General features: G+C 58.6%; 10 protein-coding genes and 1 pseudogene. 6 read left to right on the top strand and 5 right to left on the bottom strand.

Annotation, left to right across the window (positions count from 1 at the left end; genetic code table 11):
- On the bottom strand, nucleotides 1-1,323 hold a 1,323-nt coding region (locus LW884_07405; protein ID MCE3008152.1), incomplete at its 3' end, for a hypothetical protein.
- An 833-nt stretch (nucleotides 1,324-2,156) separates the two neighbouring features.
- Here LW884_07405 and LW884_07400 point away from each other — a divergent pair.
- From LW884_07400 to hslU, 5 genes and pseudogenes are all read left to right on the top strand, one after another.
- The gene (locus tag LW884_07400) at nucleotides 2,157-4,166 is read left to right on the top strand and encodes an OmpA family protein (protein ID MCE3008151.1); all 2,010 of its coding nucleotides are present in this window, start codon (nucleotides 2,157-2,159) and stop codon (nucleotides 4,164-4,166) included.
- Between the two features lie 36 nt (nucleotides 4,167-4,202).
- Nucleotides 4,203-4,403: pseudogene (locus LW884_07395) on the top strand (hypothetical protein).
- A gap of 1,203 nt (nucleotides 4,404-5,606) precedes the next feature.
- Nucleotides 5,607-6,104 carry an OmpA family protein gene (locus LW884_07390; protein MCE3008150.1) on the top strand — a complete coding sequence of 166 codons (498 nt, stop codon included), beginning with the start codon at nucleotides 5,607-5,609 and terminating at the stop codon, nucleotides 6,102-6,104.
- Nucleotides 6,105-6,630: 526 nt separating this feature from the next.
- Nucleotides 6,631-7,953, top strand: a complete 1,323-nt coding sequence (gene lat / locus LW884_07385; protein MCE3008149.1) for an L-lysine 6-transaminase — start codon at nucleotides 6,631-6,633, stop codon at nucleotides 7,951-7,953.
- Between the two features lie 16 nt (nucleotides 7,954-7,969).
- The gene (gene hslU / locus LW884_07380) at nucleotides 7,970-9,355 is read left to right on the top strand and encodes an ATP-dependent protease ATPase subunit HslU (GenBank protein MCE3008148.1); all 1,386 of its coding nucleotides are present in this window, start codon (nucleotides 7,970-7,972) and stop codon (nucleotides 9,353-9,355) included.
- Nucleotides 9,356-9,366: 11 nt separating this feature from the next.
- On the opposite strand, the gene LW884_07375 is transcribed toward hslU, so the two are convergent.
- From LW884_07375 to LW884_07360, 4 genes are all read right to left on the bottom strand, one after another.
- The gene (locus LW884_07375; GenBank protein MCE3008147.1) at nucleotides 9,367-10,299 is read right to left on the bottom strand and encodes a GNAT family N-acetyltransferase; all 933 of its coding nucleotides are present in this window, start codon (nucleotides 10,297-10,299) and stop codon (nucleotides 9,367-9,369) included.
- Nucleotides 10,300-10,336: 37 nt separating this feature from the next.
- Nucleotides 10,337-12,601, bottom strand: a complete 2,265-nt coding sequence (locus tag LW884_07370) for an HDIG domain-containing protein (protein MCE3008146.1) — start codon at nucleotides 12,599-12,601, stop codon at nucleotides 10,337-10,339.
- A 162-nt stretch (nucleotides 12,602-12,763) separates the two neighbouring features.
- Nucleotides 12,764-13,357, bottom strand: coding sequence for a thioredoxin family protein (locus tag LW884_07365; protein ID MCE3008145.1), 594 nt, complete (start codon nucleotides 13,355-13,357; stop codon nucleotides 12,764-12,766).
- Between the two features lie 40 nt (nucleotides 13,358-13,397).
- On the bottom strand, nucleotides 13,398-13,889 hold the full coding sequence (locus LW884_07360) for a TlpA family protein disulfide reductase (GenBank protein MCE3008144.1): 492 nt from the start codon (nucleotides 13,887-13,889) through the stop codon (nucleotides 13,398-13,400).
- Nucleotides 13,890-13,996: 107 nt separating this feature from the next.
- On the opposite strand from LW884_07360, the gene LW884_07355 reads away from it, so the two are divergent.
- Nucleotides 13,997-14,626, top strand: coding sequence for a polysaccharide deacetylase family protein (locus LW884_07355; protein ID MCE3008143.1), 630 nt, complete (start codon nucleotides 13,997-13,999; stop codon nucleotides 14,624-14,626).
- Nucleotides 14,627-14,646 lie beyond the last annotated feature (20 nt).

Here is a 14,646-nt window from a genome sequence, read left to right as displayed (position 1 = left end):
GCTGGTCAGCTCGGTGCCATTCCGCCACCACGTGTAGGTGAGCAGGCTACCCACGGGGCCCGCCAGGCTGGGGTTGCTGGCAGCGGGGGGATAGGCGGGGTCGTTGGCGTTCTGGTCTGTCCAGCGGCACCAGGGGCGGTCGGGGCCTAGGGTGGGCTTAGTAGGGGCGCTGCCGCCGGATACCACTACGGTATCGTAGCCGGGGCAGTCGGGGGCAGAAAACTCTATCACCCGAAGAATATAGGTGCCGGGCTCGGTAAAGGTACGAGGGCTAATCCCGCCCCAGCCCAGGTCTTCCCAGCCAAAGGTATAGGTCGTAATGCTCACTTCAGGGCCAAGGGTAACGGGGCCACTACATAATTCGGCAGTCTCGGGTAGTAAACTGCTGGCATCGGGGTGGGCGCTTTCGCTTACCACCACGGTGTCTCGTTCAGTGAGGCCGCAGTCATTTTCTACCTCTACGATGTAGGTGCCGGGGCTGAGTACTTCCAGCTCGTGCGCGTCGCCTGCCAGCGGGGTTTCGCTACCCGGGCCGGATACGCGGTACCAGTGGTAGTCCAGGCCGGCTATCTCATCGGTGCGTAGGGTGTCGGGCTCGGAACCGGGGCAGGCCATGGCGAAGTCGGGGCCCAAGGTGGGCTTTATAGGCGTATCGCATAGCTTTACGAGCCAGTAGTCAGAGCCACCTCGACTATTCTCGGTCTTCTCGCCGCTGATGTCAGAGGAAGACCATCCACCCAAAATATACCCGCCGTCTACAGCTAGCTGAAATAAACCAAACCCATCCCCCTTACTTCCGCCCAGTGTCTTATCCCATACTTTGTTGCCGGCAGCATCCAGCTTTATCAACCAGCCATCCTGCTCACCTCGACTGTTCTCGGTCTTCTCGCCGCTGATGTCAGAGAAAGACTCTCCACCCAGAATATACCCGCCGTCGCTAGTTTGCCAGAGCATTCTTGGTAAATCCCACTCTGAACCGCCAAGCGTTCTATCCCACTCAATGTTACCGGTTGCACTCAGCTTCACTACCCAATAGTCATAGCCACCCCGGCTATTTTGGGTCTTCTCACCACTGGAGTTGGAAATAGACTCTCCACCCAGGATGTAGCCGCCGTCGGAGGTCTGCCGAACGGGATATAACGCGTCGTTGGCGCTTCCGCCCAGGGTCTTTTGCCATTCTATAGTCCCAGTTGCACTCAACTTTATGACCCAATAATCGCTTCCACCTCGGCTATTTTCGGTCTTCTCGCCACTGACATTGGAGCTAGAAGTTCCGCCCAAGATGTAGCCGCCGTCAGTCGTCTGCTGAACGGATCTTAGCATATCCGGGGAGCTCCCACCCAGGGTCTTTTGCCATTCTATAGTCCCAGTTGCACTCAACTTTATGACCCAATAATCGTTTGCACCTCGGCTGTTTTCGGTCTTCTCGCCACTGACATTGGAGCTGGACCGGCCCCCCAGTATATAGCCGCCATCCGCAGTAGGAGAAAGTGAATTTAGCTCGTCCAAATCATTTCCTCCCAAGGTTCTTTGCCATTCTATAGTCCCAGTTGCACTCAACTTTATGACCCAATAATCGCTTCCACCTCGGCTATTTTCGGTCTTCTCGCCACTGACATTGGAGCTAGAAGTTCCGCCCAAGATGTAGCCGCCGTCAACTGTCTGATAAAAGTCACACAGAGCGTCATATTTATTTCCTCCCAGAGTTCTTTGCCATTGTATGGTTCTGTCTGCGTTTAGCTTCATCACCCATACATCCCAGTCGCCTCGACCGTCTTCACTTTTCTCTCCGCTGGTGTTAGATTGAGACGATCCGCCCAGGATGTAGCCACCATCAGCAGTCAGCCAAAAGTCAGCCAAAAAATCAGTACCACTCCCCCCCAGAGTTCTATCCCACTCGATAGTAGGCTGGGCGTGAGCGGTACTCAGCACGCTGTTTAGCAGCAGTAGGGCTAGGAGAGTAAGCCGGGGGTGCTTCATGTTCTTCTTGAGTATAGCAAAATAGGGACAATCCCTGCCTTGTGTCAATAAGGCAAGTAGATTTCACCAAAAGTTCATGCACGGGGGGGGGTATTACAGGCGCAGCTGCGGTGCCCGATGCCCGGAATATTTGGCTGCACCCAGCATCCCTGTTCCGCAGGGGCTATATTTACGGAATGAAACAGCTAGCATGGGGTCATGGCTTTGCAGCCTGTAGCTTGGTACGGTGCCTCCTGCTGGCACTGCTGCTGGCAGGCACAGCCGTGGCCCAGAAACCCAGTTACTACGGCATAAAAAGCAAAAAAGCCCTGGAAAAATACGAGACGGCCAGCCTGGCACTGCGCGCACGCCGATACGAGACGGCCCGGCAGATGATGGAAGAGGCCCTGGCCCTGGAGCCCGGCTTTGCCCATGCCCACTTCCAGCTGGGCTACATCCACTATGAGCTGATCCGGCCAGGCGACCTGAAAAGCCCGCATATACCCCAGGCCATCCAGCACCTGAGCCAGGCCCTGGCACTCAGGCCCGGCGAAGCCGCGTTTGGCTCGGCCCACCTGTGGCTGGCCGAGCTGTACACCGGCCAGGGCCAGTATGTGCAGGCGCGCCAGCAGGCACAAAGCCTGCTGGCCCTGCCCAGCCTGACACCCGCCCAGCAGCAGCGGGGCGAACAGATGCTGAAGAAACTGGACTTTGCCGTACGCATACGCCAGGATAGCATCCGCTTCGAGCCCCGGCTGCTGGGCAGCGGAATAAACAGCCCGGGCGATGAGTACATGCCGCAGCTAACGGCAGACGAACAGACGCTCTTCTTCACCAGCCGCCGCGAGGGCAATCTGGGGGGCTACGACCGGCTGGCACAGGGCTATAACGAAGACTTCTACTGGGCACGCCGGAACGCCGACGGCAGCTGGCAAACAGCCGTAAACCTGGGGCCGCCCATCAACACGGATAAAAGCGAGGGGGCGGCCTGCTTTAGCCAGGATGGGCAGTGGGTGTACTTTACCGGCTGCAGCCGCCGCGACGGAGAGGGTAGCTGCGACCTGTATGTGGCGCGCCTGATAGGCCAGCGCTGGACCGAACCCCAAAACATGAGCGCCGTACTAAACAGCCCGCACTGGGACAGCCAACCCTGCCTGAGCCCCGATGGCCAGCACCTCTATTTTGTAAGCAACCGGCCCGGGGGGCTAGGGGGGCACGACATCTGGTACAGCCAGCGCACAGCCGACGGAAGCTGGATGCCTCCCAATAACCTGGGCGCACCCATCAACACGCCGGGAGATGAGTTTTATCCCTTCCTGGCTGCGGATGGACAAACCCTGTACTTCAGCAGCGACTACCACCCGGGCGCAGGGGGCATCGACCTGTTTATGGCTAGCCTGCTGCCCGACAGCAGCTGGAGCGAACCGAGAAACCTGGGCTACCCCCTGAATACCGAAGCGGATGAACAGGCACTGGTGGTGAATACCCGGGGCGAGGTAGGCTACATAGGCACTACCCGTGCGGGCGGGCCGGGTGGCAGCGATATTTACCAGTTTGTGCTGGATGAGCGCATCCGCCCCAAGCCGGGAACCTACGTAAAGGGCCGGGTGCGAAACCAAAAAACTGGCCAGCCCGTACAGGCCCTCATCCAGTTTCGCCGCCTGAGCGACGGCTACCCGGTGCGCAGCGTGGAGAGCAATGCCGCTACGGGCGAGTTCCTGCTAAGCCTGCCCCTGGGTACGGACTATGCCGCCCACATAGAGCAGAATGGCTACCTATTCCACAGCCAGCACTTTGCAGTGCCCGCCCAGCCCCAAGGGGCCTATGTGGGGCTAGAGATACAGCTGCAGCCGCTGGTGGCAGGGGCACTGGTGCGCCTGGACAATGTGTTCTTTGAGGTGGACAAGGCCGAACTGCTGGCCACCAGCACCCCCGAACTGCAGGCCGTGGCACGCTTCATGGAGCTGCACCCGGGCGTTCGGGTACAAATCTCGGGCCACACAGACGCGGATGGCAGCCCGGCCTACAACCTGGACCTGAGCCAGCGGCGGGCAGAGGCGGTACGAACCTGGCTCATCCAGGCGGGTATAGCCGAGGAGCGGACGCAGGCCAAGGGCTACGGAGAGGCCAAGCCGGTGGCCGACAACAGCACCGCCGAGGGCCGTGCCCGCAACCGCCGTACCGAGTTTCTGATTCTGGCAAACTAACCCAAAACCCACATCTGCCCCACCCCTGCACACATGATGAACTGCCCCCTGCCTGCCCTGCTGCTCTGGCTCCTGCTCCCCCCTACCCTACTGGCACAGGCACCCGGGACTGCGGAGCAGCAGGCCTGGAACTACTTTCAGCAGGGAGACTATACGCGGGCCCTGCCCCTGTACCGGCAGGCGGTGGCCGAGGAGCCCAATCGGTTTCCCGCACAGCTAAGCCTGGGCCTGTGCCTGAAGCAGCTGGGCCTGCATGATGAAAGCCTGGAGCCCCTGCAGCAGGCCTACCGGCTCGACAGCCTGTGGAACCCGGTACTACACCTCTATCTGGGCGATGCCTACTTGTTCAACCTGGACTATGCACAGGCCTACTACCACTACGGGCGCTTTCTGAACGCGCGCACAAGCGACCATGAACAAAAGGAACTGGTGCGGCAAAACCGACGCAAGGCGGAGTGGGCCCTGGCACACCTGGCCGATTCGGTGGCCTTTGCCCCCGTAAACCTGGGCGCTGCCCTAAATGGGCCTGGCGAGGACTACAACGCCTGCCTGACAGCTGACGACCGGCAGCTGTATTTCAACAGCCACCGCGAGGGCTGCCTGGGCGGCTACCTGGAGGGGGTGTATCAGGACTATGGCTCAGACTTCTATGCCAGCCGGTGGCAGGGCGGTGCCTGGCTGCCCGCCACCAACCTGGGGCGGCCCGTGAATAGCCTAAGCCACGAAAAAGAATTCTGCCTGAGCCCCGATGGGCAGCAGCTGGTGTTTGGCCGGCACCCGCTGCGGCGCGGCGATGGGCGCTACAACTGCGACCTGTACCAAAGCCTGCGGACGCGGGCGGGCTGGCAGATGCCCCAGGCCCTGCCAGGGCCGCTGAATGGCGACTACTGCGACAGCTGGCCCAGCCTGAGTGCCGACGGACAGACCCTCTACTTCATATCGGACAGACCGGGCGGATACGGGGGCTTCGACATTTGGTATAGCCACCGCCAGGATACCAGCTGGACCGAACCCCAAAATGCCGGTACCAGCCTGAATACACCCGGAGACGAGTTTGACGTATTTATGCACCCCGATGACAGCACCCTGTACTTCAGCAGCAACTGGCACGATGGCTTCGGGGGGTTCGACCTCTTCCTAAGCAGGCGGGCCCCTGGCGGGCAATGGCAGCGCCCGCAGAACCTGGGATATCCCCTCAATACCCCCTGGGATGAATTCGACCTCTTCGTCAATGCAGCCGGCACTACGGCCTACCTGAACAGCGACCGCCTGGGGGGCTATGGCCGCCAGGACCTGTACCGTACCCCGCTGGATGCACGCATCCGCCCACGCAGCACCTTCTACCTGAAGGGGCGCATAGCCACCGGGGCCGACAGCGAAGCCCGGGTGTCCATTATAGACCTGGCACGCGGCGATACAGTGCGCAGCCTGCGCACCCTGATGGGCAACTTCCTGACTGCCATCCCCACCGGAAAGAAATACGCCGTACTTACCGAGGCCGAGGGCTACCTGCCACACAGCCTACACTATGAGCCCGACACAGCCTATGGCCGCTCCGATACGCTGACCATACAGCTACAGCCGGTGGCTACCGGGGCCTCATTTACCCTGCACAACCTGTTTTTTGATTTCGACAAAGCCAGCCTGCGGCCCGAAAGCCAGACCGAGCTGCACCTGCTGCTGCGCCTGCTGGCAGCCTACCCACACATCCGGCTACTAATAGAGGGCCACACCGATGCAGTAGGCAACCCAGCCTACAACCAGCAGCTGAGCGAGCAGCGGGCCGAGGCTGTGCGCCAGTGGCTGCTGACACAGGGCGTGCGGCCAGACCGGCTACAGACCCGTGGCAGGGGGGCACAGCTACCCATAGCCGGAAACGATACGGAATCAGAAAGACAGCAAAACCGACGCGTGGTATTCTACCTGCAGTCCTGGTAAACATGCGAGACAATGAGCACGCGGGTGGCACACGGGCTCTGAAGTATAAAGCGCTACCTTGCCGGCAATTGCCGCAAAAAGAAAGTCCGCAAACCAGGTTTACGGACTTATCTTACACTTCCAGACAGTAGAGTAGTTGTTGCGTTATTGTTGATCTCCGCAGGTACCGAGTCAGTGATACGAATATGGGCTGAAAATACAGCTTTTGTTATTTTATTCGATTAACCCATCCGTTGGCCAGACCAAAGGCTACGTATGCCAAGCAAGCACAAAACCTACCCCTCGCTAGCGCCCCCTGAACCCAGGCAAGGTGCCGGAGTGAGAAAGCAGAAATATTTTTTTTGAAAAACAGATTGCCTGCTGTTAAAAAAGGCACTAGCGAACCTGCTCTTCAGCCTAAATTCCACTAATGGGCCCGCCAAATCTATGGAGAAGGGCGGTGCACGAAAAAAAGCCGGTATGGCATTTGGCCCTTTTTGGCTTATTTTTGTTTACGTAACTTTGAGAAAACATGGTAAAAACAGGTATGAATCCAGCTGAAGTAAAGAAAGTGTTAGGTAGCCATATACTGGCAGATGGCATGAATATCGTAATGGACCTGGAGCGCAGCCATGGTTCCTATGTGTATGACTCGCTGGGCCAGCGCGAGTTGCTCGATTTCTTCACCTGTTTTGCCACCATTCCCCTGGGCTACAACCATCCTGGGCTGAAGGAGGACAAAGCCTTCATGGACAACCTGCTGCTTGCAGCCCTGGGCAACCCCAGCAACAGCGATGTGTATACCGAGCAGTATGCAGACTTTGTGGAAACCTTTGGCCGGGTAGGCATCCCCGACTACCTGCCCCATGCTTTTTTTGTAGCCGGGGGTGCACTGGCGGTGGAGAACGCCATGAAAGTGGCGATGGACTGGAAGGTGCAAAAGAACTTTGAAAAAGGCTACACCTACGAGAAAGGAACGCGCATCCTGCACTTCCGCGAGGCCTTCCACGGCCGCTCGGGCTACACCATGAGCGTAACCAATACCGACCCAACGAAGGTAAAGTACTTTGCCAAATTTGACTGGCCCCGGGTGCTGAACCCCAAGCTGCGCTTCCCCCTGGACGAGGCCAGCCTGGCAGACGTAGCCAAGGCCGAAGCCCTGAGCCTCCGCCAGATAGAGCGGGCCTTCCGTGAATACAAAGACGAGATTGCGGCCGTAATCATAGAGCCGATACAGGGCGAGGGGGGAGACAACCACTTCCGCACGGTGTACATGGAGCAGCTGCGCCGCCTGTGCGACGAGAACGAGGCACTGCTGATCTACGACGAGGTACAAATGGGGATGGGTGCCACCGGAAAATTCTGGGCGCATCAGCACTTTGGCCCCAATGCACGGCCAGACATCATTTCTTTTGGCAAAAAGATGCAGGTATGTGGCATACTGGCAGGCCCCAGGGTGGACGAGGTGGAGACCAACGTATTCCGCGTGCCCAGCCGCATCAACTCTACTTGGGGGGGCAATCTGGTAGACATGGTGCGGGCCTCGCAGATCCTGAAGGTAATGGAAGCAGACCAGGTGCTGGACCACGTGGCACTACAGGGCCAATACTTTACGGACCAACTGCAGCTACTGGCCGCCAGGCACAAGGGGGTAACCAATGTGCGAGGCCGTGGGCTGATCGTGGCCTTCGACCTGCCGAATCGCCACCTGCGAGATCAGTTCATCACCCAGGGCATGCAGCACAATGTACTGTTTCTGGGCTGCGCCGATCGCAGCATCCGCTTCCGCCCCACCCTCACCATCACCCGCGAAGACCTGGACAAAGGCCTGGAAGTGATAGACACCCTGCTGGGCACCCTGCCTGGCTGAACAACCTGCTGCCAGAATGGATAAGGCACTAACACCCAGCCACATTGTGGCCGAGCTGGACCGCTTCATCATTGGCCAGAAGGCGGCCAAGAAGGCGGTGGCCATTGCCCTGCGAAACCGCTGGCGCCGTATGCAGGCACCGGCAGAGCTGCAGCGCGAGATTATGCCCAACAACATCCTGATGATAGGCGCCACTGGCGTGGGCAAGACCGAGATAGCCCGCAGGCTGGCACAGCTGGCCCAGGCACCTTTTATCAAGGTGGAGGCCAGCAAGTTTACCGAAGTGGGCTATGTGGGCCGGGATGTGGAGAGCATGGTGCGCGACCTGGTGGAGTTCTCCATAAACATGGTGCGCGAAGAGGAAAAGGCCAAATGCCGCGAAAAAGCCGCCACGCTGGCCGAAGAAATCATCCTGGACAAGCTGATCCCCCCCATGCGCCCCACGGGGCCAAGCATAGGGCTTACCCAGCCTGCCGATCGCGCCTTTGATCCCGGCCGGGCCAGTGATGCAGAGCTGAATGAACGAACGCGCGAAAAGTTTCGAGAAAAGCTGCGACAAGGCGAGCTGGACACCCGCGAGATAGAGATAGAGCTGAAGGCACCACAACCCCAGGTGCAGATCATGGGGGGCGGGGCAGTGGAGGGCCTGGATGGCCTGCAGGATATGCTGAGCAATATGATGCCCCGAAAAACACAGCTACGCAAAGTGCCTATCGCAGAGGCCCGCCAGCTGCTGACAGAGGAGCAGGCCCAGGAACTGATAGACATGGAAAGCGTGCAGCGCACGGCTATTGCGCGGGCTGAGAACAGTGGCATTATTTTTATAGACGAGATAGACAAAGTGGTGGCCGGAGGCGGTGCACGTGGGGGTGGCCCCGATGTATCGCGCGAGGGAGTGCAGCGAGATTTGCTGCCCATCATTGAAGGATCGGCGGTGAACACCAAGTATGGCACCGTGCATACCGACCATATCTTGTTTATCGCAGCAGGGGCATTCCATGTAAGCAAACCCTCGGACATGATACCCGAGCTACAGGGCCGCCTGCCGATACGTGTAGAGCTGGAGAGCCTGACAGAGGCAGACTTTGTGCAGATCCTGACGCAGCCGCAGAATGCCCTCACCCGGCAGTATCAGGCACTGCTGCAGAGCGAGGGGGTGAGCATTCGCTTTCAGCCCGATGCCATCGAGGCCCTGGCTCGCTTTGCCTTTCAGGTAAACCAGGAGGTGGAAAACATCGGTGCACGCCGCCTGCACACCATGATGAGCAACCTGCTGGACGACATTCTATTTCAGGTGCCCGACCTGGATCCCACGCCCGCGTTTACCATCGATGCGGGCTTTGTGGCAGCCAAACTGGACAGGCTAATGCAGCAGAAAGATCTGAGCCATTACATCCTGTAGGCACCGCAGGCCTACACACCCAGTATAGCCAGTGCCTGCCGCAGGCGCATAAGGGGGTGCGCCGCCCGGGTGGCAAGCAGGTAGGGGCACAGTTCGCCCCCAAACTGTGCGTAAAAGCGGCCTACGGCAGGCAGCATGCTACCCTCAAAGTCGAAGTACGCATAGCCCGCAGCCTGCGCCCAGCGTATGGCCTGCCAGTGTAGCCAGGCGTTTACGCCCGTATCCTGCCGCGCGCTGCGGATACAGCTGTAGTTCAGGTACACCGTATGGGCATCGTGCACCAGTAGCACACAGGCAGTGGGGGTGCCCAGGGCATCGTAGGCCATCAGCAGCCGGTGCACGCCTGGCAGCGCCAGCACACGGGCAGGCAGCAGGGCACGCGCCTTCTCGGCCACCGCATTATCCGATGCCTGTAGCAGTGCCCCAAAATCGGCAAGATTGGGCTCCACATTCAGCAGCAGGTGCTGGCGCTCAGCCTTGCGTATCTGGGTACGCAGCTCGCTCTTCAGCTGGCTCCACAGTTGCGCCTCGGGCACCTGTAGGCTCAGCCGGTAGGTATAGCGGGTGTGGAGCCCAAAGCCGGCGTGGTGAAAGGCCAGGCCAGGCATGCCCGGGGGCAACAGAAACTGATAGCGGGCGCGGGGGGGGAGCTGGCTGAGCAGCTGCAGCACCAGCTGGGCCTGGCACCGGGATGCACGGCTGGCTTCTGTGCCATCGGCAGGCTGAAAGACGGGGGCCAGGTAGGGGGTAAACGGCGGCCTGTCGGCCTGGCTCAGCCCCCAGCGGCGCATGCGGGGCACGGCCAGGCCTGCCATCCCCCCTTTGTCCTTAGCCACCACAGCCTCCCACTGGCACACCGCGTCCAGCCAGCGTGGCTGCATAAAGAGGAGGGTGTCTGGCTGCACGAGTGCGGCATACGCTGCCTTGGGGCCGGAATGGGGCATGGGCGTGGGGGGGCTGGTAAGCGCGAGAGGATCTGGCCTAGGCAGGTTGCTCGGCAGGCTGCTGGTCGGGGTACTTCACCCGGTGGTGATACACGCTGGATAGAATGCGCAGGATCTCCCGCTTGATGATCGTCAGATCTCTAAAGGTTATCTTGGCCAGTATCAGCTGGTTGTCGTTTATCTTGCTGTTCACTATGCGCTCTATCATCTCTTCCAGCGCCTCCTTGGTGGGGTTATCCAGGCTACGGGCGGCGGCCTCGCAGCTATCGGCTATCATCACAATGGCTTGCTCCTTTGTAGTAGGCAGGGGGCCAGGATAACGAAACTCTCGCTCTATTACTTTGTTTCCCCGCTGCTCGGGGTTGTCTTTCATGTATTTGTGGTAGAAAAACTCTACCCGGCTGTAGCCATGGTGGGTGCGGATGAAGTCGATCATCTCCTCGGGCAGGCGGTAGTCGCGGGCCAGGGTTTCGCCCAGGGTTACGTGGCTAATGATGATCTGTGCACTCTGCCGTGGCTCCAGGAAGGTGTGTGGGCTGGGGCCGCTGCCCTTGTTCTCGGTATAGTACTCGGGCTGATAGATTTTGCCTATGTCGTGAAACAGGGCAGCGGCATGCACTTGTAGGGCATTTGCGCCAATTTTCTTGGCCGCCTCTTCGGATAGGTTGGCCACCTGCAGGCTGTGCTGGTAGGTGCCGGGGGCCTTTATGGCCAGGTCTTTCAGCAGGGGGTGGTCCGTATCCAGCAGCTCCATGTACGTGAGGTCGCTCGACAGGTTGAATAGCCGCTCGAAGATGTAGATGACCGGATAGGTAGCCAGGGTAAAAAAGGCATTGACCACAAAGAGCACCAGGTTCTGGTAGTTTACCGAGCTAAACCCACTCTTCAAATAGATCTGATAAGCCAGGTAGGCAGACGTGTAGGCCAGCAGTAGCCAGCCGGTGGTGAGGAAGAACTGCTGGCGCTTGCGCAGGAACTTCAGGTTGAATACGGCTACCGAGCCGGCTATGAACTGGACGAAGAAGATCTCGAAGTTGTTGTGGTTTGCAATAGCCGCCATGCTGGCTATCAGGATATTGCCCAGAAAGCCTACCCGATCGTCGAAAAAAACGGTAAGCATGATGGCTGCCATGCTAAGGGGCACCAGGTACAGCAGGTTGATTTCGTACGTATCGCTTATGTAGGCGGACATGCCATTCATGGCCGACAGGATCAGCACCATGAGGAAGAAGATGAAGAAAATCATGCTTACCCGCTTGGTGCGTCGGTGTATCTCTCGGCGGTTGATGCGCAGGAAGAAGATCATAATAGCCGCCAGGAGGCTGAGCAGGATAATCTGGCCCAGCAGGGTAGCCAGATAGTTGGCAAAGTCCATTTTGTGGTACTTCACGTCATACAGGCTGCGTATCTGCCGGTCTACAGTAGGGGTTACAATTTCTCCGTGGCGTATAATCACCCGTCCTTTCTCTATTTTTCCTGAGATGGGGCTTACGTAGCGGAGAGCATTGGCCTGCTCCTCCTGTGTCAGGTGCAGGTCGAACAGGTAATTAGGCTCGGCCCACTTGGCCAGGGCATTGCGCACCAGTTCGGCCGCGTGGGCACTCAGGTTCTGGGTCTCCTGCTGTAGCAGCAGGGGCAGGCTGGCCGGGCTTATCAGTGCTTTCTTGTCCAGCACCATCTCCTGGCTTACAGTACTGCGCAGGCTCACCATGGGGCTTTGTATTTCGTCGGGGCTCCTGTCTATATAACCCAGCTGGTAGATTCGGTCATAGATCTCCAGCGCTCGTTTCTTTAGTGCTGGCAGCCCCCCATACTGGTGTTGCACCAGCACCAGGGTATTGGCATTGGTATGCGGGCGCAGGTTTCGCAGCTCGCGCTGAATGCGGTATCGAATGGAGTCGGGCCCTCGCTCCAGTGCCTGTATGTTGATCTGGGCTGCCTGGTCGAAGTAATTTTCAAGCCGGGCACGGTTCTCTGCCAGCTGGGGCTGATTTAGCAGAAATACGGCATATGCACCGGCTAGCGCCTGCTGCCTTTCCTGATTCAGCACGCGGGGGCTTTTCATAATGGCAAAGTCAAAAGGCGCTATCAGATCCTCTTCCTGCCAGGGCTTGCCCAGGCTGTAGTCGTGCCCAAGGTAGCCATAGCGGGGAAAAATGAGGGCCACAGCGAGCACAAAGGCCACCAGCATAAACACACGCGCCAGGCGGGGCCGCTGCTGAAAAAAACCACTAACACCTGACCAGGAGCGCCGCTCGCGGAAAACAGGAGTAGACTTGGGGGGAGCGATTTTCTTTGCCACTAGCGTAAATATACGAATAGCGTACAAACTCCGTTGGCCAGGTTGTGTAGGCATGCGCTACCGCCTGTCTTCGGCACGCCCAGCATTGGCCTGCTACCAGCTAGAAACACAAAAAAGGGAGCCTGCGCCCCCTTTTGCATTTGTACACAAATTAGGCAGAGCCTACTGCCACTTTATGGTGCAGCCTATGGCTTTTGTGTTAGGTTGCTCGGGTGCTTTTCCGGCGGCTACGGCCTCTATGGCATCGGCCAGGTAGGTTTTTTGCACACCTTCCTCATCTCCGGCGTTGTCATCTATCGCACCGGTGTAGGCCACTACCCACTCTTTTCCCACCCGCTTCAGCAGGTAGGTGTGGGGGGTACGCTCTGCGCCAAAACGCTGTGCGACAGCCTGGTCTGCGTCCAGCAGGTAGGGGAAGGTGAAGCCTTTTTCCCTGGCACGTGTCTTCATCTGTTCGTAGCTATCATCCTCCACCGTTGGGGCGTTTGGGTTGATAGCGAGCACGGGTGCCACCTCTCCATATTCTTTCTGTAGCTGGATAATCCGATTTTCGTATGCCTTGGAGTAGGGGCAGTGGTTGCAGGTAAAGATCACGACCAGGGCCTTCTTGTCGCCATAGTCGGCCAGCTTCACCAGCTTGCCATCCACATTTTCCAGCTCAAAGTCGCGCACCTTGTCGCCTACCTGGTAGCCCTTTCCGGGGCCGGCATAGGCAAGTGCGCCCATGGCCGCTATCATCAGAATCAGTGTTTTCATGGTTAGCTTTTTTGTTGTACTGAACAGCTCAATGCAGATTCTAGTTCAGATGTTTTTTTACCAGCTCATCCAGCTCCTTTTCCTGTAGGCTGGCGCTATGAAAGGCCACAATCTTGCCCTTCTTGTCCACAATATAGGTGGCCGGGATGGCACCCTGCCAGCCAGGATTTACCAGGGGTATCCAGTCATTCGGGTCTGTATCCCTTACGGCAATCACCCTGCTTTTTATGCCTTTCTTCTCCAGAAAGGCGGGCAGGCGAGAATCCTGGTCTGCGGGGAAGTCTAGCGACACCAGCACCATCTCTATCTCGTCGGCATGGGCCTGGGCATAGGCATCGAAGTACGGCAGCTCGGCCACACAGGGCTTGCACCAGGTAGCCCACAGGTTCACCACCTTTATCTTGTCGCCAGGCTTGTGCAGCTCCTTGGCTATTTCCTTGTAGTACATTTTTTCTACCTGGGCAAAGGCACTACCCCCAGGCATAAGGGCAAGGATCACCCCAAGAGCAACGAACGAAAGTACTGTTTTCATACCGGAATAAACGATGCCTGCATCGCATTTGGTTTCACCAGAAATCAAAACACCCGCACATTCTTTTCCCGCTTTGCAGCACGGGGGCAAATTCGTACATTTAGTCCATGTCTGTCACGCACACTCCCCTGTGGGTTCAGCACCTGTTTCCGCGCATGCAGTGGCGGCAGCCACACAGCGCGGGGGCTGTCTATCTTACCTTTGACGATGGGCCTACGCCGGGCATCACCCCCTGGGTGCTAGAGGTGCTGCGTGCCTACGGCGCCAAGGCCACGTTCTTTGTGGTGGGCCACCGGGTAGCCAAGTACCCCGAGCTGGCCAGGCAGATTGTGGCCGAAGGCCACCAGCTGGGCAACCACACCTACCACCACCCAAATGGCTGGAAGACCGGCCCCCGCCAATACCTGATGGAGCTGGCGCGCACCCGGCGCATCATCCAGCGGGTAACAGGCCAGCAGGCCCAGCTTTTCCGCCCCCCGTATGGCAAGCTGAACATCCCTGCCAAGTGGGCCATACAGCGCCAGTACCGGATCGTGATGTGGGATGTGCTGGCGCGCGACTTTGACCCCCGCTACAGTGCCAGCGACTGCCTGGATGCCGTGATGCGGCATACCCGCGCGGGCAGCATCATTGTGCTGCACGACAGCGTGAAGTGTGCCGTAAAGCTACGGGCCCTATTGCCCGAGCTGCTGGACTACCTGCAGGCACAGAACCTGAAACCCATAGCCCTGACCTGATGGCAGTAGCTGCCCCACCC

This window comes from Bacteroidota bacterium (assembly GCA_021300195.1).
GTDB lineage: Bacteria > Bacteroidota > Bacteroidia > J057 > JAJTIE01 > JAJTIE01.
This window is presented reverse-complemented; position numbering and strand designations above follow the sequence as displayed.